We start from the raw sequence: 23,688 nt of genomic DNA on the forward strand, positions 1-23,688 counted from the left end.
GCGGTGACTCCCATCATCAATCCTGTGCCTTCCCGCCCGCGATCCGGCTGATCATCAGGGCGATGAGGATGATGCTGCCGTAGATGACGGGCTGCCAGAAGCCGGAGACGCCGATCAGCGTGAGGATGTTCTGCACCAGGCCGATCACCAGCACGCCGGTGAGCGCGCCGAGGATGGTGCCCTTGCCGCCGTCCATGCTGACGCCGCCGATGACGGCCGCGGCGAACACCATGAAGATCCAGCCGACGCCCATGCCGTTGCCGATCGCGCCGAGGCGGCCGGTCTCCAGGATGCCGGCCAGCGCCGCGAGGACGCCGCCGAGGACGAACACGCCGTAGAGCACCCGGTCCACCCGGATGCCGGCGGCGCGGGCGGCGTCGATGTTGCCGCCGATCGCGTAGAGCGAGCGGCCGATCCGCAGGTAGCCGAGGCCGAAGATGCCGACCGCGAACAGCAGCCCGGCGATCCAGATGGCCGCGGGCAGCCCGAGCCACAGGGCGCTGCCGAGGTAGAGGATCGACTCGGGGAGCTGGAACAGCGTCTTGCCCTCGGTCGGCCCCTGGAGGAAGCCGTGCACGATGATCAGCATGGCCAGCGTCACGATGAACGCGGACAGCTGGAACCTGATGATCAGGAATCCGTTGAAGGCGCCGATGGCGGCCCCGACGAGCAGCGCGAGCGGGATCACCAGCGCCCCGGGCAGCCCGAGCCCGAACCCGCCGGCCGCGGCCGGGACCACCAGCATCACGGCGATGGCGGGCGCGGTGCCCACCGTCGACTCCAGCGACAGGTCGAACTTCCCGGCGATCAGGATCATGGCCTCGGCCAGCACGAGGAGCGAGATCGCCGCCTGCTGCTGGAGGACGTTCGTGAGGTTGCCCGCCGTCAGGAAGGTCGGGTCCAGGAACGCGCCCACGACGAGCAGGAGCACGATCACCGGCACGAGCGTCAGGTCGCGGAACCTGGCCAGCCGTAGCCGTGGAGCCGGTGCGGTCAAAGTGGTCACTCTTGTACGCCTTCCATCACGGCCACGAGCTCGTGGTCCGTCCAGCCACGCGGTACGTCCTTGACGATCTCCCCGTGGAACATCACCAGCACCCGGTCGCAGATGCGCAGGTCGTCGAGCTCGTCGGAGACCACGACGGCCCCCGCGCCGCGCTCGGCGGCGTCCTCGACGGCGCCGAGCAGGGCCTGCTTGGCCTTGACGTCGACGCCGGCGGTGGGGTTGATGACGACCAGCACCGTGGGATCGTCCACGAGCGCCCGCGCGAACACGACCTTCTGCGCGTTGCCCCCGGACAGGTCGGCGACGGGCTGGTCGGGGCCCTCGGTCTTGATGTCCAGGGCGGTGATCATCTCCTTGGCCTTCTCCCGGCGGCGGGCCGGGGACACGACGCCGAAGCGGCCCAGCTTGCGGGCGATGGGGAACGTGGCGTTCTCCCCCACCGACAGCAACGGGACGAAGCCCTCGTGATGGCGGTCCTCGGGCACGAACCCGAGCCCCGCCTTCATCGCGGCCGGCACGTCGCCGGGCTTCACCGTGGTGCCGTTGACCACGACCGTGCCGGTGTCCGCGCCGCGCAGCCCGACCAGGGTCTCGGCCAGGCCGACCTTGCCGCTGCTCGCCGACCCGGCGAGGCCGACCACCTCGCCGGCGCGGACGCTGATGTCCACGTTCCGGTAGCGGCCGGCCAGCGACAGTCCTTCGCCGGCGAGCACGACCCGCTCGCCGGGCGTGCGCTCCCTGGCGTGGTACGCGGACGTCGCCTCACCGGTCATGGCGTGCACCAGCTCGTCCTGCGGCAGCCCGGCCACCGGCCGGGTCATGATGTGCCGGGCGTCGCGGAAGACCGTGACGCTCTGGCAGATCTCGTACACCTCGTCCAGGTGGTGCGAGATGTACATCATCGTGACGCCCTGCTCGCGCAGCGAGCGCATGCGGGCGAACAAGCGCTCGATGGCCGGCCCGTCGAGCCGCGCCGTGGGCTCGTCGAGGATGATGAAGCGCGCGCCGAACGACAGCGCCCGCGCGATCTCCACGAGCTGGCGCTGCTCGACGCTGAGATCGCCGGCCAGCGCCTGCACGTCGACGTCCACCTCGTAGGTGTCGAGCAGCTCGCGCGCGCGGCCTCGCACCGTCCGCCAGTTGATGGGTCCGTGCCCGTCGCTCTGCCGGTTGAGGAAGAGGTTCTCGGCGACGGTGAGCGCCGGGATGATCGTGGACTTCTGGTAGACGCAGGCGACGCGCTGCCGCCAGGCGTCCCGGTCGCCGGGGGCGGGCGCCGCCTCTCCCGAGAACAGCACCTCGCCCTCGTCCGGCCGCTGCAGCCCGGTGAGGATCGACACGAGGGTGGACTTCCCCGCGCCGTTCCTGCCGAGGAGCGCGTGCGTCTCGCCTTCGGCGATCGCGATCTTCGCGCCGTTCAGCGCGACGGTCGGACCGAACCGCTTGACGACGTTGCGGGCTTCGACGTGAATGCTCATCAGCCGACCTGGTTGCCCCAGAGGTTCTTGTCGTCCACGTTCTCCTTGGTGACCAGAGGCGCGGGAAGCTGGTCCTCAAGGCCGTTGGGGAGCTGGATGATGGTGCTGTCGTGGTCGGTCGGGCCCGGCTGGAACGTCTTGCCCTCCAGCGCGGCCTTCGCGTAGAAGAGCGCGTACTTCGCGTAGAGGTCGGCCGGCTGCGACATCGTGGCGTCGATCTCGCCCTTGCGGATGGCGTCGTACTCCTGCGGGATGCCGTCGTTGGAGACCACGAAGATGTGCTTGGGGTCGTCCGGCTGCACGAGCAGGCCCTTCTGCTTGAGCACCTGCAGCGTCGGCGCCAGGTGGACGCCGCCCGCGTGCATGTAGATGCCCTTGATGTCAGGGTTCTGCTCCAGGCGGGTCTGCAGCATGGACGCCGCCTTGCTGCCCTCCCACTCGGTCGGCTCGCTGAAGACGGTGATGTCGGGGAACTTCGTCTTCATGCACTCCAGGAAGGCCTCCGACCGGTCACGGCCGTTGATCGAGCTGAGCGCGCCCTGGAGCTGGACGACCTTGCCCTTGCCGCCGAGCTTCTCGCCGAGGAACTCGCACGCCTTGGTGCCGTACGCGCGGTTGTCGGCGCGGACGACCATGTAGACCTTGCCCTTGTCCGGCCGGGTGTCGACGGAGACGACGGGGATCTTCTTGTTCTCCAGCTGCTGCAGCGTGTTGGCCACCGCGCCGGTGTCCTGGGGCGCCATGACGATGGCCTTGGCGCCCTGGCCGACCAGCGCCTGCACGTTGTTGACCAGCTTGGACACGTCGTTCTGCGAGTTCGTGGCGGGCATGAGGTCCACCTTGAGCTCGCTCGCCATCTGCGGCACGTACTTGATGTAGGAGTTCCAGAAGTCGGAGTCGGCCCGGGGGTGGTCGATGCCGACCTTCCCGCCGCCGCCGCTCGCGCCTTCCGTCGTGGTGCCTGAGCCGCACGCCGTGACGACCGCCAAGAGGGCGGCGCCCGTGATCACCCGTCCGAACTTCATAGGGGGGTACCTTCCTTCGTTTGACTGGTCGCTTCAGTTGGTGGGCCGCAGCCGCAGGCCCTGCATGCCGCCGTCGACCGCGATCGACGTGCCGGTGGTCGCGCCCGACTCGGGGCCGGCGAGGTAGGCGATCGCCGCGGCGACCTCCTCCGCCGTGACCAGGCGGCCCATGGGCTGTCTGGCGTTGAGCGCCGCCCGCTCCGCCTCCGGATCCGGGGCGGAGTCGAGCAGCCGGCCGACCCACGGGGTGTCGGCGGTGCCCGGGTTGACGCAGTTGACGCGGATGCCCTCGCGGATGTGGTCCGCGGCCATCGCCAGCGTCAGCGACAGGACCGCGCCCTTCGTCGCGCTGTAGAGCGCGCGCTGGGGCAGCCCGGCGGTGGCCGCGATCGAGCAGGTGTTGACGATCGAGGCGTGCTCCGACCTGCGCAGGTAAGGCAGCGCGGCGCGGGCGGCCCGGACCATGCCGAACACGTTGACGTCGAAGACCCGCTGCCATTCGGAGTCGGGGTTGTCCTCGACCGTCCCCTGGGCGCCGATGCCGGCGTTGTTGACCAGCACGTCGATGCCGCCCAGCCGCTCGGCGGCCTCGGCCACCGCGGCGCGTACGCTCGCGTCGTCCGTCACGTCCGCCTTGATGCCCACGAAGGGCTCGCCCGGCGGGTTGAGGTCGAGGCAGGCCACCGTCATGCCGCGCTCGGCGAGCAGGGTGGCGGCCGCCAGGCCGATGCCGGAGCCGCCGCCGGTCACGACGGCCTTCAGACCTGCTGCGTTAGTCCGGCTCACGCGTCCCTCCAGACCGAACCGTTGGGGAAGGTGTGGGCGGCGATCGACTCCGCGTGCATCTGCGCGCTGAAGCCGGGGCGCGACGGCGCGAGGTAGCGGCCGTCGCGGATCACCACCGGGTCGACGAAGTGCTCGTGCAGGTGGTCGACGTACTCGATGACCCGGCCGTCCGTGGTGCCGGTGACGGCCACGTAGTCGAACATCGACAGGTGCTGCACCAGCTCGCACAGGCCGACGCCGCCGGCGTGCGGGCAGACCGGGACGCCGAACTTGGCCGCGAGCAGCAGGATCGCGATGTTCTCGTTGACCCCGCCGACGCGGGCGGCGTCGATCTGCAGGTAGGAGATGGCCCCGGCCTGCAGGAGCTGCTTGAAGACGATGCGGTTCTGCACGTGCTCGCCGGTCGCGACGGGGATCGGCGCAATGCCGCGGGCGATGGCGGCGTGGCCGAGCACGTCGTCCGGGCTGGTCGGCTCCTCCACCCAGTGCGGGCCGAACTCGCTCAGCGCGTTGACCCACTCGATGCCCGAGCCGACGTCCCAGCGCTGGTTGGCGTCGATGGCGATCGGGAAGTCGGGGCCGCAGACCTCGCGGGCGACCCTGAAGCGCCGTTTGTCGTCCTCCAGGTCGGCGCCGACCTTGAGCTTGATCTGCCCGAACCCCTGCGCGATGGCCTCCTCGCAGAGCCGCCGCAGCTTCTCGTCGTCGTAGCCGAGCCAGCCGGGGGAGGTCGTGTAGGCCGGGTAGCCGGTCTCGACCAGCTCGGCGATCCGCTCCTCCTTGCCGCCCTCGGCCTTGCGCAGGATCTGCAGGGCCTCCTCGGGGGTCAGCGCGTCGCTGAGGTAGCGGAAGTCGACCAGGCCGACGATCTCCTCGGGGGACATCTCGGACAGCAGCCGCCACACCGGCTTGCCGGCCCGCCTGGCCTTCAGGTCCCACAGGGCGTTGACCACGGCGGAGATCGCCATGTGCATGACGCCCTTCTCCGGCCCCAGCCAGCGCAGCTGCGAGTCGTTGACCATCTCCTTGTAGAGGGCGCCGAGGTCCTCGACGTCCTTGCCGAGCACGTACTGCTCCAGCGCGCTGATCGCGGCGGTCTGCACGTCGTTGCCGCGCCCGATCGTGAACGCGAACCCGTGGCCCTCGTGGCCGTCGTCGGTCCGCAGCACCACGTAGGCGGCGGAGTAGTCGGGGTCGGGGTTCATCGCGTCGGAGCCGTCGAGCTCGCGCGAGGTCGGGAAACGCACGTCGTGCGTCTCCATCCCGACGATTCGATAGTTGTTCCTCATGCCTGGCCCACCGTCTGCCGCTGCCGCCCGAGACCCTCGATCTCCAGCTCCACGACGTCCCCGGCCCTGAGGTACGGCTGCCCCGGCATGCCCATCGCCACACCGGCGGGGGTGCCGGTGTTGATGACGTCACCCGGCTCCAGCACCATGAACTGGCTGAGGTAGCGCACGATCTCGGCGACGTCGAAGATCATGTTCTTGGTGTCGCCGTCCTGGCGCAGCTCGCCGTTGACCCAGAGGCGCAGCGACAGGCTCTGCGGGTCGCCCACCTCGTCCGCGGTGACCAGCCAGGGCCCGAGCGGGTTGAACGTCTCGCACGACTTGCCCTTGTCCCACTGGCCGCCGCGTTCGAGCTGGAACTCGCGCTCGGAGACGTCGTTCGCCACGGCGTAACCCGCGACGGCCTCCAGCGCCTCCTCCCTGCTCTCCAGGTAGCGGGCCCGCTTCCCGATGACGATGGCCAGCTCGACCTCGTAGTCGGTCTTGACGCTGTTGCGGGGGACGAGCACCTCGTCGTACGGGCCGACCATGGTGTCGGCGGCCTTCATGAAGACCACGGGCTCGGCCGGCGGCTCCGCGCCCGACTCGGCGGCGTGGTCGCGGTAGTTCAGGCCGATGCAGACGATCTTGCCGGGCCGCGCGACGGGGGCGCCCACCCGCAGGCCCTCCTCGGCCACGATCGGCAGGTCACCGCGGTCGAGCGCGGCACGGACCCGCGCCACTCCTCCGGAGGCGAGGAAAGCACCGTCGATGTCGGGCTCTCCGATGTCGCGCAGGTTACCGGCCTCGTCCAATACCACCGGCCGTTCCTGTCCGACAGGTCCTACTCGCAGCAGCTTCACACCGCATCCTTCATCTATACATCGGATGTCTCGTCTCCCGATGCTGAAGCGCCTACCCAGGATGTGTCAAGGGTGAGGCTCCGGAAACATCCGATCTGTGACCTGGACATATTGGTCAAACATCATCACCGGTGACATGACCTGGCTATACCGCCCCGATGACCCGGTTCACGCACAGGATACGTGGCCGTCACACAGACATCGGACGTCGCTCCTACCGGCTCGCCGTGGCTCCTTGACGGTCGTACAGTCACGTAATAGAACACGTTCCAGTACCATTTAACCAAGCGCTTGATCAAGAGGGTGAGCCGGGTGCACATCGACCTCGTCGACAGGGACCGTTACGCGACCGCTGGACCACCGCACGAGCAGTTCGCCTGGCTGCGCGCCAACTCCCCCGTCCACTGGCACGACGGCGAGCCCGGATTCTGGGCCGTCACGCGCTACGACGACGTGGTCCACATCTCGCGCCACTCCGAACTCTTCTCCTCCCACCGCAGGCTCGCGCTCTTCGACGAGCTGGAGGAGGAGCAGATCGCCCTTCAGCGGCTCATGATGCTCAACCAGGACCCGCCGGAGCACACCCGGCGCCGTTCGCTGGTCAACCGGGGCTTCACCCCGCGCACCATCAACGCCCTCGAAGAGCACATCCGCGACATCTGCGACGACCTCCTCGACAAGTGCTCGGGCGAGATCGACTTCGTCACCGAGGTCGCCGCGCCGCTGCCCCTCTACGTCATCTGCGAGCTGCTCGGCGCGCCCGTCTCCGACCGCGACAAGCTCTTCGCCTGGTCCAACCGCATGATCGGCGCCCAGGACCCCGACTACGCCGACGTGCCGGGCGAGGGCCCCGACGCCGCCATGGAGGTCTACGCCTACGCCAACCAGCTCGCGGCGCAGCGCAAGGCCAACCCCAGGAACGACATCGTCACCAAGCTCCTGCAGCCCGACGAGCACGGCGAGACGCTCGACGAGAGCGAGTTCGACCTGTTCGTCCTCCTGCTGATCGTCGCCGGCAACGAGACCACCCGTAACGCGGCCTCGGGCGGCATGCTCGCCTTCTTCGACCACCCGGACCAGTGGGACCGCCTCGTCGCCGACCCCACGATGGCCAAGACCGCCGCCGACGAGATCGTCCGCTGGGTCTCCCCCGTCAACCTCTTCCGCCGCACCTCGACCCGCGACCAGGTGCTCGGCGGCCAGCCCATCAAGGCCGACGACAAGGTCGTCGTCTTCTACGGCTCCGCCAACCGCGACGCCTCCGTCTTCCCTGACGCCGAGGTCTTCGACATCGGCCGCAGCCCCAACCCGCACATCGGCTTCGGCGGCGGCGGCGCCCACTTCTGCCTGGGCAACCACCTGGCCAAGCTCGAACTCCGGGTCCTGTTCGAACAACTCGCCCGCCGCCGCCCCCGCCTCACCCAGTCCGGCCCGGCCAGCCGCCTCCGCTCCAACTTCATCAACGGCATCAAGGAACTCCCCGTCACCATCAGCTAGGCGGGCAGGTGGACGTGATCGTCGCGGCCGTGCCAGACTTCGTACGAAATATCAACACACGTAGCTAGTCAGCGCCGGTCGGTCGGTGGAGTGCGCTGGCGTGCTCGCTCGGTCGCGGGCACGTCCGGTCACGCCTCCGCGCGGGGTCCTGGACGTGTACGCGCCGAGCCGTACACCGAAAGGACCGACCATCATGTCCACCGACCAGTTCGGGCTCGCCGGCGGCGACTACGTCCCCGATCCCGACCGCGACACCACGCTGCTGCTGGACGCGTTCTACGAGCGCCTGGCCACGACGGACGCCGACCTCACGGCCGCCATGCGGGCCCGTCAGGACGAGCTCGAAACGGCCGACCGGTCGCGGATCGTCGACGAGCCCGCCCGGCACAACCTGCGCCTGACCCTGGCGCTGGTCGCCGCCTATGAAGCCCTCCGGCCCAGGCTCGGCAGGCAACAGGCCATCGACGCCGTCCGGGCGGCGTTCGTCGAGCCCTTCGGGGACGCCATGAAGGAGGGCACCCGGGCCATGCTGGACCATGCGCCGGACGCCTTCCGCGCCATGGTGGAGACGAGCAAGTCGCGGGAGGAGCACGCGTTCGGCAAGGGGTTCGTCTTCGAGCGGCCCGTGGACGACGACGAGCGCTATCACCTCGACGTGCGCCAGTGCTTCTACCACGACGTCCTGGTCGCCAACGGGGCGCCGGAACTGACCCCGGCCATGTGCGCGTTCGACGCCAACTGGATCGAGGCCATCGAGCCGCGCAGGCACGGCTTCCGGTTCGAGCGCCGCACCACGATCGGCCTGGGCGGCACCCACTGCCCGTTCCACTTCGACCGCGTCAACGAGTAGCGGGCGCGGCGTCCCGGCGTGCCGCCGGGACGCCCTCCGTCGAACGCCTCGCGGGACGACCGACGGGCACGCCGGTGGCCTGGCGGGCTCGTTGACCTCAAGCGCGGTTGAGTTTCTAGGCTCGTCAGCGACTCCCCAGGACGAGATGACGAAGGAACTCCACTGTGACGACTTTGGTGACGGGCGCCACCGGGAACACGGGCCGGCACGTTGTGGCGGAGCTGGTCCGCCGAGGAGAGCGGGTCCGGGCCCTGACCCGGGACCCGGCGGCGAACGCGGGAAGATTTCCGGCCGAGGTGGAGCTGGTGGCCGGAACGCACACCGCGCCGGAGAAGCTGGACGCCGCGCTCCACGGCGTCAGCCGGCTGCACATCACGGTGACGGCCGGACTGGCCGAGGTCGGGCCCGAGCTGGTCAAGCGGGCGGTCGCCGCGGGCGTTCGGCGCATCACCGTGTTGTGGGGCGGCTGGGTGGGCCCGGTCGAGCAGGCGGTGGCGGACTCCGGCGTGGAATGGACGCGCCTGGAGGCACAGGAGTTCATGTCCAACACCTTGACCTGGGCCGAATCGATCCGGGCCGAGGGAATGGTCCGGGAGCCGTACGACTTTCCCAGCGCGCTGGTGCACGAGGCCGACATCGCGGCTGTGGCAGCCGTCGCGCTGCTCGACGACGGCCACTCCGGGCACGCCTACAACCTGACCGGGCCTGAGTCGCTGACGACGAGTGAGCGGATCGCGATCCTGGCCCGGAGGCTCGGCCACCCCATCGCCTTCGAGCGGATCACGCACGAGCAGGCGGTCGAGAGGCTGATGGGCACGGGCGTGTCCCGGGCGGACGCCGAGTATGTCATCGGCTGGTATGCCGAGCCCAGCGCTTCCTCTACGACCGTGGACGACACGGTCTCGCGGGTGATCGGCCGTCCGGCACGTACGTTCACGCAGTGGGTTGACGAGCACGCGGACCGTTTCTGAGCTGGGATGATCTTCGCCTAGGTGTGCGGTCACCAAGACGTCCAGTCGTTGCCGGGGTTTCGGCGGCGGCGTCTGCCGCCTTGGTAGGAGCGGTGGCGGGCGGCGCGGATGTTGCGGAGGATGCGGGTCGTGGTTTCCGGAGCGGGGCGCCAGCCGCGCTCGATCAGGGCGTCCGCCACGTGGTGGAGGAGGTCGGCGATCTGGCCGGGGATGACGTCACGGCGTACGGCGATCACGCGCCAGCCGCGGCGGCGGAGCTCCTCGCGGCGGTCCGTGTCGTGTCGGCGGTCGGCGGGTGAGGTGTGGTGTTCCTGGCCGTCGTACTCGACGGCGACCTTGAACGCCTCCCAGCCCAGGTCGAGGTAGGCGTAGTGGTCGTCGCCCAGGTCGACCCTGATCTGGGTGGAGGGTCTGGGGAGGCCGCCCTCGACGAGGATCACGCGGAGCCAGCTCTCCCTCGGGGAGGCGGCTCCCCCGTCGGCGAGGCTGAGCGTGTCGCGCAGCTGCCAGGAGTTGAGCGGGCGGTGCCACAACGCCTCCAGGTCGAGCCCCTTGCGGGCGAACTGGTCGAGGACCGCCACCGCCTCCATGCGGGGGAAGTGGCGGGCGCAGTCGAGGGCCGTACGTTCCATGGTGGTGAGGCGGACGCCCTTGTGCAGGGTGATGTCGTCGTCCGGCAGCGGCGCCAGGTAGGTCACGCAGCCTGGGAGGGTGACATGGCCTCGGGCGATGAGCTCGACCGGCCAGTCGTCGCCCGTGCGGGTCGGGAGGACGTCGAGGCCCCAGATGTGGGCGGCGGTCCGGCGGCAGGCGGTGGCTTGTGGGATGGCCCGGGTGATCTGGCGGGTCCGGTCGATCAGAGGGGCTTCGGCGGGTGAGGGGGTGAGTGGAGCCTCGGCTGGGTGGTTCACGGGGTCAGGATGGTGGCCGGCGCGTGCGGGCGAGCGGCCGAGCGGGGTTCTGTGGATAACCGGCGGGGTCAGGGGTGCAGGGACAGGCCCTTCAGGGTCTTGTCGAGGGCGTTGCGGGGGCCGTGGACGGCCAGGCCGACCAGCATCAGCTCGTCGCTCGCCACGGCCCGCACCGTCGCCCGGTTGTCCGCGTCGTGGCCCGTCTTGAACATCTCCTCGATGTAGACGGCCACGTCCATCCCCCGCCCGATCGCCTTCTCCCGGATCCCGCGCAGTTGCGCCAGCCCGCCCTCGTACACGAGCACCGGCTGGCGGAACATCGGCAGGTACGCGACGCCCGACCCGTCCGCGTACGGCTCCCCCATGGTCTCGGGCACCCCGCCCGCGACCGCGCTCGCCAGGAAGGCGGTCACGTTGAGGCGCTGCCAGACGGCCAGGTCGTCGCGTACCACGATGGCGATCTTCGTATCGAAACGCATGGCCCATGAGCATCCCCGTCCACAGGCCACCCGTCTTGTACGCTCGTGCGCCTACGCCGGCTCCAGGATCGGGCGCCAGTCCGGCACCTCGTGGTAGCGCCGCAGCTCCGCCAGCCCCGCCAGGATGCCGCCCCACGCCGAGTACGGCGGCTGCCCGGCGTCGAAGCCGCTCTGCACCAGCGTCAGCCGGGTACGCCCGCCGCTGCCCTCCAGCTCCCACGTCCCGATCCTGCCGCCGCCCCAGTCGACCGAGAACGTACGCTCGGGCACCAGCTCCAGCACCTTGGCCGGGCTCGGGTCGTTGTCCAGGCCGCCCATCGCGAAGCGCCCGCCCACGTACGGCTCGATCTCGATCGGGTACCCGAACCACTTCGTCACGGCCTCGCTCTCGATCAGCGAGGCGAACACGTCCGCCGGCGAGGCGTCCACGACGGCCTCGGCGCGCAGCTCGGACGAGGTGAAGTCGACCCGCGGCGTCAGCTCCCGCCCCTCCAGGTGCTCGGCCAGGTTGGCGATGGCCAGGCACCAGTACGTCTGCAGCACGCCCCGGATGCTCTTGCCCGTCATGGCGTCCTGGAAGTCGAAGTGGCTCTGGGACACCGTGACGAACGTGGCGACCGGGCCGTCGGGCTCAAGGGCGAACTCGGCGGTGGTCTCCTCGCCGTCGAGGACCCACGCGAAGCGCACGGTGCGGTCGTCGGCGTGCAGTAACCGCTGGTGCGGCGCGTCGCCCTCGGGCGTGGTGGGCCCCCAGAAGGCGTAGCGTCCGGCGGGCAGGTCCACCTCGGCCTGCTCGGCGAGCCAGACGCGCAGCTCGGCGGGGTCGGTCAGCGCCTCGCGGACCCGTGCGATCGGGGCCGGGACGCGGGCGCGCAGCATCATGGGGGCGGCGGGCTCAGGCGTCCGCAGGTCGTCGGTCATCGTCATCGTCTCCTCGACGGTCGTCGGTCTTGGGGTAGCAGGCCACGGCGAGTTTGAAGGCGTCGCCCTCGGCGCCGCCGTAGCGGGTGAACAGGTCCTGGAGCATCGTCTGCAGGTCGGTGAGGAACTGCTGGCGCTGCTCGGTCCGTAGGTGGATCTCGCCGGACAGGCCGACGGAGGGCAGCTCGGGCGCGGTGCGGTCGAGCGCCGCGATGTCCTCCTGCACCTCCTCCATGAGATCCAGGAGGTAGCCGAGGCTGAGCTCGTCGCGGGCCCGGCGCAGGCCGCCGATGCGGCCGACCAGCCGGGGCGACAGCCAGTACGACCGCGCGCCGGCCTGGTAGATCCCCTCGGAGATCCCCCGGACCTTGCGCTCGGCGACCTGATCCACGAGGCCCGCCTCGACCAGGCGTTTCACGTGGTAGTAGACGCGCTGCGGCGTCTGGCCCAGGACGGCGGCCACCTCCGAGCAGGTACGAGGCTCGGCGAGTTGCCGCAGCACCTCGACGCGTTGCGGCTTGAGCAGCGCCTCGGCCTGCTCGATGGCTTCCAGGTACAGGATGTCTCTCATCGCAAAAATCATCCTTTACGTAAAAACTCTCTTTGTCAATGGGGGACGCGAGGAGGATTGGAGGCGTGGGAAGGGACTGGGCGCGGTACTGGCGGGCCGGGCGGCGACCGCTGGAGGCCATGCACGCCCACTTCGAACGGCACGTCTACCACCGCCACAGCCACGACACCTACTCCTTCGGCGTGACGGAGACCGGCGCCCAGTCGTTCACCTGCCGAGGCGCGGCGCACACGAGCGCGGCCGGCATGGTGATGGCCTTCAACCCGGACGACCCGCACGACGGCCACGCCGCCGACACGCTCGGCTTCACCTACCGGATCGTGCACATCGGGCCTGAACTGGTGGCCGACGCGCTGGCGGACGCGACGGGCCGCAGGGCGCCACTCCCCCTGTTCGCCGCCCCGCTGGTGGCGGACGCGGCGGCGGCGGGCGCGCTGCGCGCCTTCCACCGGGCGCTCCTGGACCCGGCCGCGACCGCGCTGCGCAGGGACGAGCTGCTCGCCTCCACGGTCGCCCACCTGGTCAGGGCGGCGGCGACGCAGGCCCCGCCGGACCCGCCAAAAACCGGGACGTCAGCGGCGATGGCCGCGCAGGCGCGCCGGTTCCTGGAGGACCACCTGCTCGACGACCCGACCGCCGAGGAGCTGGCGCGGGCGACGGGCGGCAGCAGGTTCGCGGTGTACCGGGCGTTCGTGGCGCGCTACGGCATGCCGCCCAGCGACTACCAGCGCCTGCTCCGGCTGCGCCGCGCCCGCACGCTGATCGCGGACGGCGTGCCGATCGGCGAGGCGGCGGCGGCCACGGGCTTCACCGACCAGAGCCACCTGACCCGCTGGTTCGTCCGCAGTTTCGGGCTGACCCCCGGCGCCTACAGAAAGGCCGGGCAGTCTTAGGGCCAGGAGCCTTCCTGGTCGGGGTCGCCACCGTCGGTGAGCAGCTTCATGTCGGCCTCGACCATCATGGCCACCAGCTCGTCGAACGACACCGTCGGCTCCCAGCCGAGCTGGTTGCGCGCCTTCTTCGGGTCGGCGCACAGCAGGTCCACCTCGGCGGGCCGGTGCAGCGTCTGGTCGGTGACGACGTACCGCTCCCAGTCGAGCCCGGCGGCGGTGAAGGCGGCCTCGGCCAGCTCGCGCACCGACTTCATCCGCCCGGTGCCGATCACGTAGTCCTCGGGCCTGTCGGCCTGCAGCATGAGGTGCATGGCCCGGACGTAGTCGCCGGCGTACCCCCAGTCGCGCCTGGCCTCCAGGTTGCCGAGCCGCAGCTCGGCGGCGAGCCCGAGCTTGATCCTGGCCACGCCGAGCGAGACCTTCCTGGTGACGAACTCCGCCCCGCGCCGCGGCGACTCGTGGTTGAACAGGATGCCGGACACGGCGAACATCCCGTACGACTCGCGGTAGTTCTGGGTGAGGAAGTGCCCGTACGCCTTGGCCACGCCGTACGGCGAGCGCGGATGGAAGGAGGTGCGCTCGTTCTGCGGGGTCTCGCTGACCTGGCCGAACATCTCCGAGGACGACGCCTGGTAGAAGCGGATCTGCCCGGAGGCCGCCGAGGCGCCGCCGCGCGAGACGCCCGAGCACACCCGGATCGCCTCCAGCATGCGCAGCACGCCCATCCCGGTGACCTCGGCGGTGAGCTCGGCCTGCTCCCAGGACATGGGCACGAACGAGATCGCCCCCAGGTTGTAGACCTCGTCGGGCTGGACCCGCTCGACGGCGGAGATGAGCGACCCCTGGTCGAGGAGGTCGCCGCGGACGACCTGGACGTCCGACAGCAGCCTGCGCACGCGGGAGACGCGCGGGTTGGCCTGGCCCCGGGCGAGGCCCCAGACCTCGTACCCCTGCTCCAGCAGGTGCTCCGCCAGATAGGAACCGTCCTGGCCGGTGATTCCGGTGATCAGAGCGCGCCTGGCCAAGGGTCCTCCAACTTCGCGTCACGCAATCCCGTTGGGACGGAATGTACCGCTATGCACCAGGAAAGAGCAGCAGCCCGGCCTAGAACGTGTTCCACAGAACCACGTTCGGTTACCGCAACGTCGCATGTCGCACGGCCTGCGGGGCCGAATGTGAGCAATTCTCGGTGACCTACCGAATGGTAGCCTTCTCGGGCTAAGGTCACATTCAACTGATCTCAGGCGCCTACCGGCGGAGAAAGGGGTGTCCGTGCGGGAGCGAACGCTGCGGATCGCGCTGCTGTCCTACCGCAGCAAGCCCACCTGTGGCGGCCAGGGTGTCTACCTCCGCCATCTGAGCCGCGAGCTGGTCGCACTCGGACACCACGTCGAGGTGTTCTCCGGCCCGCCCTACCCCGAGCTGGACGAGGGCGTCATCCTGCGCGAGGTGCCCAGCCTCGACCTCTACCGCGACGAGGACCCGTTCCGCACCCCCAAGCTGCACGAGTACCGCGACTGGATCGACCTGCTGGAAGTCGGCACGATGTGGACCGCCGGGTTCCCCGAGCCGCTGACGTTCACGCTGCGCGCCCTGCGCGAGCTGAAGAAGCGGGTCGGCGACTTCGACGTGGTCCAGGACAACCAGACCCTCGGCTACGGCCTGCTCGGCATCCAGAAGCTGTTCCCGGTGGTCGGCACCATCCACCACCCCATCAGCGTGGACCGCCGCATCGAGCTGGAGGCCGCCCAGGGTGTGAAGAAGCTCACGATGCGCCGCTGGTACGGGTTCGTGAAGATGCAGTCGCGCGTCGCGCCCCGGCTCAGCCCGATCCTCACCGTCAGCGAGTCCTCTCTCGCCGACATCCACCGCGACTTCAACGTCCCCCAGGCCAACCTGCGGCTGATCCCGCTCGGCGTGGACACCCGCTACTTCCACCCCCGCCCGGACAAGCCGAAGCGCAAGGGCTCGATCGTGGCCGTGGCGAGCGCCGACTCCCCCATGAAGGGCGTGGCCACGCTGCTGCGGGCGGTCGCCAAGCTGTCCACCGAGCGCGACGTCAACCTCACCGTGGTCAGCAAGCCCACGCCCGGCGGCCCCACCGAGCAGCTCGTCCAGGAGCTGTCGCTGCAGGACCGGGTCCGCTTCGTGCACGGCATCTCCGACGACGAGCTGGGCGAGCTGATCGCCACCTCGGAGATCTCGGTCGTGCCGTCGCTGTACGAGGGCTTCTCGCTGCCCGCCGTCGAGCACATGGCCTGCGGCACGCCGCTGATCGCCAGCCGCACCGGTGCGCTGCCCGAGGTCGTCGGCGACGCGGCCGTACAGGTGCCGCCCGGCGACGCCGAGGAGCTGGCCGCCGCGCTGCGCCGCCTGCACGACTCCCCCGAGGAGCGCGAGCGGGTGGGCAGGGCGGGCTACGACCGCGTCATGGAGCGCTACACCTGGCACGTCGTGGCCAAGCGCACGGTCGAGGCCTACCACGAGGCCATCGCCGCACACCGCCCCTGACCCCCACCCCCGACACCGATCGCGAGGAGAGACCACCAGTGCTGACCGTGGACTTCGCCCGGCTGCCCGTCGGCCCCGGCGTGCGCGTGCTCGACCTGGGCTGCGGCGGCGGCCGGCACGCCTTCGAGGTGCTACGTCGCGGGGCGGACGTGATCGCCTTCGACATGGACCAGGCGGAGCTGGACAACGTGGCGAACATGTTCGCGGCGATGGACAAGGCGGGCGAGGTGCCGCCGGACGCGAGCGGCCGCACCGTCCAGGGCACGGCGCTGGACATGCCGTTCGAGGACGGCAGCTTCGACCGGGTGATCGCGGCCGAGGTGCTGGAGCACATCCCCGACGACATGGCGGCCATGGCCGAGATCTTCCGCGTGCTGAGGCCGGGCGGCACCGCCGCGATCACCGTGCCGAGCTTCCTGCCCGAGCGCATCTGCTGGGCGCTGGACGAGGCGTACCACACGGCGCCGGGTGGCCACGTGCGCATCTACACGCTCGCCGAGCTGTCGGCCAAGCTCAAGTCCACCGGCTTCGAGATCGGCCCGCACCACCACGCGCACGGGCTGCACTCCCCCTACTGGTGGATCAAGTGCGCGGTCGGCGTCAACAACGACGACCACCCGCTCGCGAAGGCGTACCACGAGCTGCTGGTCTGGGACATCATGAAGCGCCCGGCCGTCACCCAGATCGCCGAGGCCGTGCTCAACCCGATCATCGGCAAGAGCGTGGTCCTCTACGTAAAGAAGCCATGATCTCCCGAGCGGAGGTCGTGCGCACGGCCGAGAGCATCGCCGCGCTGCAGCAGGAGGACGGCGGCGTCCCGTGGCCGGAAGGGCACGTGGACGCCTGGAACCACGTCGAGTGCCTGATGGCCATGACGGTCGCGGGCCTCGCCGAGCCGGTCCGGCGCGGCTACGCCTACCTGGCCCGCCACCAGCGCGCCGACGGCTCCTGGCCGATGAAGCTGGTGGACGGCGCCGGCGTGGAGCTGGGCGGCGAGACCAACCACGCGGCCTACGTCGCCGTCGGCGTCTGGCACCACCACCTCGTCACCGGCGACCGGGCCTGCACCGAGGAGTCCTGGCCCATGGTCAAGGCCGCGCTCGACTACGTGGCCGGGCTGCAGACCGAGCGCGGCGAGATCGTCTGGGAGCGTGACGCGCGGGGCAGGCCCTCGTCGTACGCGCTGCTCACCGGCTGCTCCTCCATCCACCAGGGGCTGCGCTGCGGCGTGCTGCTCGGCGACCTGCTGGGCGATCCGCAGCCGCACTGGGAGCTGGCCGCCGACCGGCTCGCGCACGTGCTGGGCGCGCATCCGGAGGCGTTCGCCGACAAGAGCCGCTTCTCGATGGACTGGTACTACCCGGTGCTCGGCGGCGCGGTGCGCGGGCAGGAGGCGTTCGAGCTGCTGGACCGCGAGTGGACGACGTTCGTGGTGCCGGGGCTCGGCATCCGGTGCGTCTCCGACCAGCCGTGGGTGACCGGGGCCGAGACGTGCGAGCTGGTGCTGGCGCTGGACGCGCTCGGCGACCGCGAGCGGGCCGCGCGGCTCTTCTCCGACATGCAGCACCTGCGGCACGAGGACGGCTCGTACTGGACGGGCTGGCAGTTCGTGAACCGTAAGCACTTCCCGCACGAGCGCTCCGGCTACACGGCGGCGGCGGTGGTCCTCGCGGCCGACGCGCTCATGGAGCTCTCCCCCGGCTCCGGGCTGTTCCGCGACGTGGAGCGTACGGCGACGTTCGATCCCGACGTGTGCGGCTGCGCGGCCGGCATCCGCGTCCCCCCGCAGGCGGCCGAGCGGGAGACCCCCTAGGCAAGCGCTTTTGCCGCTTCTTTGCCCCGGACGTCCGGTGTGCCGCCGGTGAGGGCCGCATTGGGGTCACTAGCTTCGTGAGTGGCCGTACGAGGCGTCTTCGGGGGAAGCGTGGGCGACACGGGCACAACTTCGTTCTTGGACCAGGCCGGGATCGAGCCGACACTGACGCCGGCGAAGAGACTGCGAAGGTTCTTGACCAAGGATCCACTGGAGTCCGATCTGAGCCGGCGGAGATTCCGGCTCAGGCCCGGACCGGCTCGAACGGTCTTCTCGGAAGCCGAGAAGTCATACATTTTCGGCTTCAATGCGGTGATGTCGAAAGAAGTGGAGAAGGTCGAGGAGGTTCCCGCGGACCGGCGGCCCTTCGGCTACGAGGGGGCGGCGGCCGCCTGCACCGTACTCGACCTGCTCACGCTCTCACGGGGCCGGCGCCTTCACGAGCTGCTCGCCGGCCCCGCCCGGCACCACCGCCACGCCGCCTACCTGGGGGCCGGGCGCGGCTACGCGCTGCTGCGGCTGCGGCCGGTACGCGGCGCGCGCCTGGCCCACCCGCTGCTGCGCTGGCTGGCGGTGGACGGCTTCGGCTTCCAGCGCTCACTCTCCAGGACCGACCGGCTGGTGGGCGAGCGGGTCATGCCCGACCTGCTGACCCGGGCCCACTGCGCGGCCTTCGACCAGGGGTTGGGGCGGCTGCTGTGGTATCACGACTGCGCCGCGCCCGACGACGTGGCGGCCAGGATCGCCGGCTTCCCCGCCGTGCGGCGGGCGGACCTGTGGAGCGGGGCGGGGTTCGCGGCGGCGTACACGGGCGGTGCCGAGCCCGAGGAGCTGCGGTGGCTGGCCGAGCACGCCTCGGCCGACGGCTTCCGCGCCCATCTGGCGCAGGGGTGCGCCCTCGCGGTGGCCGCCCGGCTGTGCTCGGGGACGCTGCCCGAGCACACGGGACAGGCGGCGGCCGTCCTGGTGGGCGCCGACGCCGAGGAGGCGGCGTCCTGGACCGACCAGGCGCTCATCGAGCTCGGCCACGAGGCCCGCACGCACGACGACTTCCGCGGCTGGCAGGCGCGGATCCGCCAGTCGTGGACCCGCACCCGGCGCCGCCAGAGCGCCTGAGCGGGCCCGGACGAGCCGGCGCCGTGCCGAGAGTCAGATGCCCGGCGCGACGCGCTCCAGCACGCGCAGCGAGCCCTCCACGGACTTCTCCTGGAACGCTCCGGACTCCAGCGCCCGCAGATAGACCCGGTAGGGCGCCTGGCCGCCGTCGGCCGGATCGGGATAGATGTCGTGGAAGACCAGCGCCCCGCCCTCCCGGACGTGCGGCGCCCAGCCCTCGTAGTCGCGGGTGACCGGCTCCTCGGAGTGGCCGCCGTCGATGAAGAGCAAGCCGAGCGGCGTGTTCCACAGGGCGGCCACGCGCTCGGAGCGTCCGACGACCGCGATGACCTCCTCCTCCAGGCCCGCCGAGGCGATCGTGGCGCGGAAGGTCGGCAGGGAGTCCATCTTGCCGAAGCGGGGGTCCACGAGGGTGGGGTCGTGGTGGGCCCAGCCGGGCTGGATCTCCTCCGAGCCTCGGTGGTGGTCGACCGTGACGACGACGGAGCCGGCCTCGCGGGCGGCGGCGCCGAGGTAGACGGCGGACTTGCCGCAGTAGGTGCCGATCTCGCAGATCGGGCCGAGCGCGCCGTAGTGACGGGCCGCTTCGTAGAGTGCCAGCCCTTCGGCGAGCGGCATGAACCCCTTGGCGTGCTTGGCTGCGTGGAGCAGCTCCGGCGGCATCGACATGGAAGGCCACCCTAGCCGAACCGAACAACATTCCAGGAGCCTCTTGCAGCCCACTTCTGGAACCTGTTCTACTGGCCACGTGAATCAGCGCGCTCGCATCGCGATGTCGGACGAGGAAGTGGCCGCCCTCCTGGAGGGCTCGCGCAAGCTGCAGCTCGCGACGATCAACCCCGACGGCACGCCCCACCTGGTGACGATGTTCTACGGCCTCGACGACGGCCGCATCGCCTTCTGGACGTACGGCAAGGCCCAGAAGGCCCGCAACCTGGCCCGCGACCCCCGCGTGAGCTGCCTCATCGAGGCCGGCGACGACTACGCCGAGCTCCGCGGCGTCCTGCTGTACGGCAAGGCCGAGCGGATCGACGACCCCGACCGGATCATGGACATCGGCATGCTCGTCGCCCGCCGCATGACCCCCGGGGTGGCCGACGACCTGCTCCGCCCGTACGTCGAGCAGACCGGCCGCAAGCGGATCGCGTACGTCGTCGAACGCACCAAAGTGGTCTCATGGGACCACAGGAGGCTGTCATGAAGGTGAAGGTGGACGAGCTGGTCTGCGAGGCCAACGCCGTGTGCATGGGCCTCGCGCCGGAGGTCTTCGACGTCGACGACGACGACCAGCTCCACATCCTGCTGCCCGAGCCACCCCCCGAGCTGCACGACCGCGTCCGGCACGCGGTCCGCTCCTGCCCCAAAGCCGCCCTCTCCATCGAGGAATAGGTCCACCGCCGAGGAGGAACGCCCCATGCGTGCCGCAATCCTGACCGCCGTAGGCAACGACAAGCTGGAGATCCGCGACGACGTGACGCTGGCGCCCATGGGCCCGGCGGACGTGCGCGTACGGATCAGGGCCACCGGCGTCTGCCATTCGGACCTGTCCGCCATGTCCGGGGTGCTGCCGCAGCCCGTGCCGCTCGTCCCCGGCCACGAAGGGGCGGGCGAGGTGGTCGAAGTGGGCGAGCACGTCGACAACCTCCAGCCCGGCGACCACGTCGTCATCAACTGGTCGCCCGCCTGCCACGCCTGCGACCTGTGCCTGGGCGGGCAGCCCTACCTGTGCACCAAGTTCATGATCGAGTCGTTCAGCAACGGCCGGTTCCGGCTGGGCGGCGACACGACGGCGTTCGGGATGGCGGGCTGCGGCACCTGGGCCGAGGAGATCATCGTGCCCTGGCAGGGCGCGATCAAGATCGACCCGGAGGTGTCGTGGGAGGCGGCGGCGCTCATCGGCTGCGGCATCACGACCGGCGTGGGCGCGGCGATCAACACCGCCAAGGTGCGCCCCGGCTCCACGGTCGCGGTGATCGGCTGCGGCGGCGTCGGCCTGTCGGTCATCCAGGGCGCCCGCGTCTCCGGCGCGAGGACGATCCTCGCCGTGGACCCGCTGGAGTCCAAGCACGAGCTGGCCAAGAAGGTCGGCGCCACCCACGCCGTGACCCCCGACCAGATCCCCGACGCGATCAACGAGCTGACCGGCGGCGCCGGCTTCGACTACGGCTTCGAGGTCGTCGGCAAGGCCGCCACCGTCCAGACCGCCTGGCAGATCACCCGGCGCGGCGGCGACGTCATCGTGGTCGGCGCGGGCGCGATGGACGACATGTGGTCGGTCTCGGCCTTCAGCCTGCTCTTCGAGGGCAAGCACCTGCACTCCAGCCTGTACGGCGAGTCCGACGTGCGGCACGACTTCCCGTACTTCGCCAAGCTCCACCAGGCCGGCAAGCTGGACCTCGACTCGATGATCAGCGCCAGGATCCGCCTCACCGACCTCAACGACGCCGTGGCGGCCCTGCGCGGCGGCGAGGTGCTGCGCCAGATCGTCGTGATCGACTGACGGACCAAGCGCCTGGTCCCGCCGGATCGCTCCGGCGGGACCAGCGCGTGTCACTCGGTCGCGAAGGCCGCGTCGAAGGCGGTGGCCGGCGGCGTGATGGCGTTGAGCGTACGGATGTAGCCCACCGCCTCACGCGCGCCGTCCAGCCGGTCCATGCCGGCGTCCTCCCACTCGATGGAGATCGGCCCGTCGTAGCCGATCGCGTTGAGCGCCCGGAAGCAGTCCTCCCAGGGCACGTCGCCGCGCCCGGTCGAGACGAAGTCCCAGCCGCGCCGCATGTCGGCCCAGGCCAGGTGCGACGACAGCCGGCCGCGGCGGCCGTCGCCGACGCGCATCCGGGTGTCCTTGCAGTCGACGTGGTAGATGCGGTCCTTGAAGTCGAGGATGAAGTTCACCGGGTCGATGTCCTGCCACACCATGTGCGACGGGTCCCAGTTGAGCCCGAACGCCGGCCGGTTGCCGACCGCCTCCAGCGCCCGGACCGTCGTGTAGTAGTCGTAGGCGATCTCGCTCGGGTGCACCTCGTGGGCGAAACGCACGCCGACCTCGTCGAAGACGTCGAGGATGGGGTTCCAGCGGTCGGCGAAGTCCTGGTAGCCGGCGTCGATCACCGAGGCGGGCACGGGCGGGAACATCGCGACCGTGTGCCAGATGGACGAGCCGGTGAAGCCCACGACCGTGTCCACGCCGAGCAGCGCGGCGGCCCGCGCCGTGTCCTTCATCTCCTCGGCCGCGGCCTGACGGACGGACTCGGGGTCGCCCTCGCCCCAGATGCGGGCCGGCAGGATGCCCTTGTGCCGCTCGTCGATCGGGTGGTCGCAGACGGCCTGGCCCACCAGGTGGTTGGAGATCGTCCACACCTTCAGGCCGTGCTTGTCGAGCTGGGCCCGCTTCTGCTCGACGTACGACGGGTCGGCGATCGCCTTGTCCACCTCGAAGTGGTCGCCCGAGCAGGCGATCTCCAGCCCGTCGTAGCCCCACTCGGCCGCCAGCCGGCACACCTCCTCGAACGGCAGGTCCGCCCACTGTCCGGTGAACAGGGTGATTGGTCGGGTCATCGTCAATCCTCCACGTTCGTGTAACGGCCGCCGTCGGCCGCGCTGCGCTCGACCGCCTCCAGCACCCGCTGCACCCGCAGCCCGTCGGCGAAGGAGGGCGACGGGTCGGCGCCGGTGGCGACGGCCTCCAGGAAGTCCTTGATCTCGTGGGTGAAGGTGTGCTCGTAGCCGAGGCCGTGGCCGGGCGGCCACCAGGCTCCCGCGTACGGGTGGTCGGGCTCGGTGACCAGGATGCGCTCGAACCCGCCGCCGCCCTCGGAGACCCACAGCTCGTTCATCGACTCGAAGTCGAAGGCGAGGCTGCCGAGCCCGCCGTTGATCTCCAGGCGCATGGCGTTCTTGCGCCCGGTGGCGAACCTGGTGGCCTCGAAGGAGGCGAGCGCGCCGCCCGACAGCCGGCCGATGAACAGCGCGGCGTCGTCGACCGTGACCTCGCCGGTGGACTCGGCCCGCGACGCGCCGAGCCCGGCCGACTCGCCCGCGAGCGGCCGGTGCTTGACGAAGGTCTCGGTCAGGCCCGAGACGCCGACGACCTGCTGGCCGGTGACGTACTCGGCGGCGTCCACGATGTGCGAGCCGATGTCGCCGAGCGCGCCCGCGCCCGCCTTGTCCTTCTGCAGCCGCCACACCAGCGGGAACTCGGGATCGACGATCCAGTCCTGGAGGTATTGGGCGCGTACGTGCCGGATCTCGCCGAGCCGGCCCTCCTCGACGTACCGGCGGGCCAGCGCGATCGCCGGAACCCGCCGGTAGTTGAAGGCCACCATGCTCTTGACCGAGGACGGCGCGGCGGCGGCGGCCCGCACCATCGCCTCCGCCTCGGCCACGGTGTTGGCCAGCGGCTTCTCGCAGAGCACGTGCTTGCCGGCGGCGAGCGCGGCCACGGCGATCTCGGCGTGCGAGTCACCGGGCGTGCAGATGTCGACGATCTGCACGTCGTCCCGCTCGATCAGCGCGCGCCAGTCGGTCTCGGCGGCGGCCCAGCCGAGCTGCGCCGCCGCCGCCTCGGTGCGCTCCTTCGACCGGCCGCAGATCGCCGCCATGCGCGGCGCCAGCGGCAGGTCGAAGAAGGCCCCCACGCTCCGCCAGGCCTGGGAGTGGACGCGGCCCATGAACGCGTAGCCGATCATGCCCACGCCGATGGTGGTCTTGTCTGACATGCAACCCCCGA

At 70.6% G+C, this 23,688-nt stretch carries 25 protein-coding genes; 11 read left to right on the top strand and 14 right to left on the bottom strand.

All coding sequences use genetic code 11. The annotated features are described in order from the left end of the window. Positions 1 to 16: 16 nt before the first annotated feature. The 6 genes from ABD292_RS41560 to ABD292_RS41585 are packed head-to-tail and all read right to left on the bottom strand — an operon-like array spanning position 17 to position 6,384. Positions 17 to 1,006 (bottom strand): ABC transporter permease, encoded by a 990-nt coding sequence (locus ABD292_RS41560; RefSeq protein ID WP_344217572.1) that lies wholly within the window; start codon positions 1,004 to 1,006, stop codon positions 17 to 19. Next, entirely contained in the window at positions 1,003 to 2,484 is a 1,482-nt protein-coding gene (locus ABD292_RS41565) for a sugar ABC transporter ATP-binding protein (RefSeq protein WP_344217574.1), read from the bottom strand. The genes ABD292_RS41560 and ABD292_RS41565 overlap by 4 nt, the downstream gene beginning before the upstream one ends. Then, complete coding sequence (locus ABD292_RS41570) at positions 2,484 to 3,509, bottom strand: sugar ABC transporter substrate-binding protein (protein WP_344217576.1); 1,026 nt, start codon at positions 3,507 to 3,509, stop codon at positions 2,484 to 2,486. Before ABD292_RS41570 ends, ABD292_RS41565 begins: the two co-directional genes overlap by 1 nt. Before the next feature lie 33 nt (positions 3,510 to 3,542). Continuing rightward, positions 3,543 to 4,295 carry an SDR family NAD(P)-dependent oxidoreductase gene (locus tag ABD292_RS41575; RefSeq protein WP_344217578.1) on the bottom strand — a complete coding sequence of 251 codons (753 nt, stop codon included), beginning with the start codon at positions 4,293 to 4,295 and terminating at the stop codon, positions 3,543 to 3,545. Then, positions 4,292 to 5,584, bottom strand: coding sequence for an L-fuconate dehydratase (locus ABD292_RS41580; RefSeq protein ID WP_344217580.1), 1,293 nt, complete (start codon positions 5,582 to 5,584; stop codon positions 4,292 to 4,294). The genes ABD292_RS41575 and ABD292_RS41580 overlap by 4 nt, the downstream gene beginning before the upstream one ends. Beyond that, positions 5,581 to 6,384 carry a fumarylacetoacetate hydrolase family protein gene (locus tag ABD292_RS41585; RefSeq protein ID WP_344217582.1) on the bottom strand — a complete coding sequence of 268 codons (804 nt, stop codon included), beginning with the start codon at positions 6,382 to 6,384 and terminating at the stop codon, positions 5,581 to 5,583. Before ABD292_RS41585 ends, ABD292_RS41580 begins: the two co-directional genes overlap by 4 nt. Positions 6,385 to 6,717: 333 nt before the next feature. Here ABD292_RS41585 and ABD292_RS41590 point away from each other — a divergent pair, with 333 nt between their 5' ends. The 3 genes from ABD292_RS41590 (at position 6,718) to ABD292_RS41600 (ending at position 9,744) form a co-directional block, all read left to right on the top strand. Then, positions 6,718 to 7,923 carry a cytochrome P450 gene (locus tag ABD292_RS41590; protein WP_344217584.1) on the top strand — a complete coding sequence of 402 codons (1,206 nt, stop codon included), beginning with the start codon at positions 6,718 to 6,720 and terminating at the stop codon, positions 7,921 to 7,923. Positions 7,924 to 8,116: 193 nt separating this feature from the next. Next, on the top strand, positions 8,117 to 8,773 hold the full coding sequence (locus ABD292_RS41595; RefSeq protein ID WP_344217586.1) for an L-2-amino-thiazoline-4-carboxylic acid hydrolase: 657 nt from the start codon (positions 8,117 to 8,119) through the stop codon (positions 8,771 to 8,773). Between the two features lie 164 nt (positions 8,774 to 8,937). After that, complete coding sequence (locus ABD292_RS41600; RefSeq protein ID WP_344217588.1) at positions 8,938 to 9,744, top strand: NmrA family NAD(P)-binding protein; 807 nt, start codon at positions 8,938 to 8,940, stop codon at positions 9,742 to 9,744. Positions 9,745 to 9,773: 29 nt separating this feature from the next. Here ABD292_RS41600 and ABD292_RS41605 read toward each other — a convergent pair whose 3' ends face one another. The 4 genes from ABD292_RS41605 to ABD292_RS41620 all read right to left on the bottom strand — a co-directional run bounded on the left by ABD292_RS41605 (position 9,774) and on the right by ABD292_RS41620 (position 12,626). Continuing rightward, entirely contained in the window at positions 9,774 to 10,655 is an 882-nt protein-coding gene (locus tag ABD292_RS41605; RefSeq protein WP_344217590.1) for a DUF559 domain-containing protein, read from the bottom strand. A 68-nt stretch (positions 10,656 to 10,723) separates the two neighbouring features. Then, entirely contained in the window at positions 10,724 to 11,134 is a 411-nt protein-coding gene (locus ABD292_RS41610; RefSeq protein ID WP_344217591.1) for a DUF2000 family protein, read from the bottom strand. A 51-nt stretch (positions 11,135 to 11,185) separates the two neighbouring features. Then, on the bottom strand, positions 11,186 to 12,055 hold the full coding sequence (locus ABD292_RS41615; RefSeq protein ID WP_344217593.1) for an SRPBCC domain-containing protein: 870 nt from the start codon (positions 12,053 to 12,055) through the stop codon (positions 11,186 to 11,188). Further along, positions 12,030 to 12,626: a helix-turn-helix domain-containing protein gene (locus ABD292_RS41620; protein ID WP_344217595.1), complete on the bottom strand. Its 597-nt coding sequence runs from the start codon at positions 12,624 to 12,626 to the stop codon at positions 12,030 to 12,032. Before ABD292_RS41620 ends, ABD292_RS41615 begins: the two co-directional genes overlap by 26 nt. 65 nt (positions 12,627 to 12,691) lie before the next feature. Between ABD292_RS41620 and ABD292_RS41625 the strand changes: the two genes are divergently transcribed. Further along, a complete protein-coding gene (locus ABD292_RS41625) occupies positions 12,692 to 13,519 on the top strand; it encodes an AraC family transcriptional regulator (RefSeq protein WP_344217597.1) in 828 nt (275 codons plus the stop codon). On the opposite strand, the gene ABD292_RS41630 is transcribed toward ABD292_RS41625, so the two are convergent. Next, entirely contained in the window at positions 13,516 to 14,544 is a 1,029-nt protein-coding gene (locus ABD292_RS41630; protein WP_344217599.1) for a GDP-mannose 4,6-dehydratase, read from the bottom strand. The two genes, ABD292_RS41625 and ABD292_RS41630, sit on opposite strands and share 4 nt — an antisense overlap. Before the next feature lie 241 nt (positions 14,545 to 14,785). Here ABD292_RS41630 and ABD292_RS41635 point away from each other — a divergent pair, with 241 nt between their 5' ends. The 4 genes from ABD292_RS41635 to ABD292_RS41650 all read left to right on the top strand — a co-directional run bounded on the left by ABD292_RS41635 (position 14,786) and on the right by ABD292_RS41650 (position 18,959). Continuing rightward, on the top strand, positions 14,786 to 16,030 hold the full coding sequence (locus tag ABD292_RS41635; RefSeq protein WP_344217601.1) for a glycosyltransferase family 4 protein: 1,245 nt from the start codon (positions 14,786 to 14,788) through the stop codon (positions 16,028 to 16,030). Positions 16,031 to 16,068: 38 nt separating this feature from the next. Continuing rightward, positions 16,069 to 16,779 carry a class I SAM-dependent methyltransferase gene (locus ABD292_RS41640; RefSeq protein ID WP_344217603.1) on the top strand — a complete coding sequence of 237 codons (711 nt, stop codon included), beginning with the start codon at positions 16,069 to 16,071 and terminating at the stop codon, positions 16,777 to 16,779. Beyond that, positions 16,776 to 17,843, top strand: a complete 1,068-nt coding sequence (locus tag ABD292_RS41645; protein ID WP_344217605.1) for a prenyltransferase — start codon at positions 16,776 to 16,778, stop codon at positions 17,841 to 17,843. Before ABD292_RS41640 ends, ABD292_RS41645 begins: the two co-directional genes overlap by 4 nt. A gap of 111 nt (positions 17,844 to 17,954) precedes the next feature. After that, positions 17,955 to 18,959: a DUF1702 family protein gene (locus ABD292_RS41650; RefSeq protein WP_344217607.1), complete on the top strand. Its 1,005-nt coding sequence runs from the start codon at positions 17,955 to 17,957 to the stop codon at positions 18,957 to 18,959. 33 nt (positions 18,960 to 18,992) lie between these two features. On the opposite strand, the gene ABD292_RS41655 is transcribed toward ABD292_RS41650, so the two are convergent. Next, complete coding sequence (locus ABD292_RS41655; protein WP_344217748.1) at positions 18,993 to 19,622, bottom strand: class I SAM-dependent methyltransferase; 630 nt, start codon at positions 19,620 to 19,622, stop codon at positions 18,993 to 18,995. Positions 19,623 to 19,707: 85 nt separating this feature from the next. Here ABD292_RS41655 and ABD292_RS41660 point away from each other — a divergent pair, with 85 nt between their 5' ends. The 3 genes from ABD292_RS41660 to ABD292_RS41670 are packed head-to-tail and all read left to right on the top strand — an operon-like array spanning position 19,708 to position 21,459. Further along, positions 19,708 to 20,160, top strand: coding sequence for a pyridoxamine 5'-phosphate oxidase family protein (locus tag ABD292_RS41660; protein WP_344217609.1), 453 nt, complete (start codon positions 19,708 to 19,710; stop codon positions 20,158 to 20,160). Further along, positions 20,157 to 20,348 carry a ferredoxin gene (locus ABD292_RS41665; protein ID WP_020544112.1) on the top strand — a complete coding sequence of 64 codons (192 nt, stop codon included), beginning with the start codon at positions 20,157 to 20,159 and terminating at the stop codon, positions 20,346 to 20,348. The genes ABD292_RS41660 and ABD292_RS41665 overlap by 4 nt, the downstream gene beginning before the upstream one ends. 25 nt (positions 20,349 to 20,373) lie before the next feature. After that, positions 20,374 to 21,459 (top strand): zinc-binding dehydrogenase, encoded by a 1,086-nt coding sequence (locus tag ABD292_RS41670; RefSeq protein WP_344217612.1) that lies wholly within the window; start codon positions 20,374 to 20,376, stop codon positions 21,457 to 21,459. 50 nt (positions 21,460 to 21,509) lie between these two features. On the opposite strand, the gene ABD292_RS41675 is transcribed toward ABD292_RS41670, so the two are convergent. Continuing rightward, positions 21,510 to 22,517: a sugar phosphate isomerase/epimerase family protein gene (locus tag ABD292_RS41675; RefSeq protein ID WP_344217614.1), complete on the bottom strand. Its 1,008-nt coding sequence runs from the start codon at positions 22,515 to 22,517 to the stop codon at positions 21,510 to 21,512. 2 nt (positions 22,518 to 22,519) lie between these two features. Beyond that, on the bottom strand, positions 22,520 to 23,677 hold the full coding sequence (locus ABD292_RS41680; RefSeq protein ID WP_344217616.1) for a Gfo/Idh/MocA family protein: 1,158 nt from the start codon (positions 23,675 to 23,677) through the stop codon (positions 22,520 to 22,522). Positions 23,678 to 23,688 lie beyond the last annotated feature (11 nt).

This window comes from Nonomuraea bangladeshensis, assembly GCF_039529455.1.
Taxonomy (GTDB): domain Bacteria; phylum Actinomycetota; class Actinomycetes; order Streptosporangiales; family Streptosporangiaceae; genus Nonomuraea; species Nonomuraea bangladeshensis.

What these genes read in the sequence shown, in the direction of transcription:
- ABD292_RS41565 (WP_344217574.1), bottom strand. Translation starts at nt 2,484, where the DNA reads ATGAGCATTCACGTCGAAGCCCGCAACGTCGTCAAGCGGTTCGGTCCG.
- ABD292_RS41570 (WP_344217576.1), bottom strand. Translation starts at nt 3,509, where the DNA reads ATGAAGTTCGGACGGGTGATCACGGGCGCCGCCCTCTTGGCGGTCGTC.
- ABD292_RS41580 (WP_344217580.1), bottom strand. Translation starts at nt 5,584, where the DNA reads ATGAGGAACAACTATCGAATCGTCGGGATGGAGACGCACGACGTGCGT.
- ABD292_RS41595 (WP_344217586.1), top strand. Translation starts at nt 8,117, where the DNA reads ATGTCCACCGACCAGTTCGGGCTCGCCGGCGGCGACTACGTCCCCGAT.
- ABD292_RS41610 (WP_344217591.1), bottom strand. Translation starts at nt 11,134, where the DNA reads ATGCGTTTCGATACGAAGATCGCCATCGTGGTACGCGACGACCTGGCC.
- ABD292_RS41615 (WP_344217593.1), bottom strand. Translation starts at nt 12,055, where the DNA reads ATGACCGACGACCTGCGGACGCCTGAGCCCGCCGCCCCCATGATGCTG.
- ABD292_RS41620 (WP_344217595.1), bottom strand. Translation starts at nt 12,626, where the DNA reads ATGAGAGACATCCTGTACCTGGAAGCCATCGAGCAGGCCGAGGCGCTG.
- ABD292_RS41645 (WP_344217605.1), top strand. Translation starts at nt 16,776, where the DNA reads ATGATCTCCCGAGCGGAGGTCGTGCGCACGGCCGAGAGCATCGCCGCG.
- ABD292_RS41655 (WP_344217748.1), bottom strand. Translation starts at nt 19,622, where the DNA reads ATGCCGCCGGAGCTGCTCCACGCAGCCAAGCACGCCAAGGGGTTCATG.
- ABD292_RS41665 (WP_020544112.1), top strand. Translation starts at nt 20,157, where the DNA reads ATGAAGGTGAAGGTGGACGAGCTGGTCTGCGAGGCCAACGCCGTGTGC.
- ABD292_RS41670 (WP_344217612.1), top strand. Translation starts at nt 20,374, where the DNA reads ATGCGTGCCGCAATCCTGACCGCCGTAGGCAACGACAAGCTGGAGATC.
- ABD292_RS41675 (WP_344217614.1), bottom strand. Translation starts at nt 22,517, where the DNA reads ATGACCCGACCAATCACCCTGTTCACCGGACAGTGGGCGGACCTGCCG.
- ABD292_RS41680 (WP_344217616.1), bottom strand. Translation starts at nt 23,677, where the DNA reads ATGTCAGACAAGACCACCATCGGCGTGGGCATGATCGGCTACGCGTTC.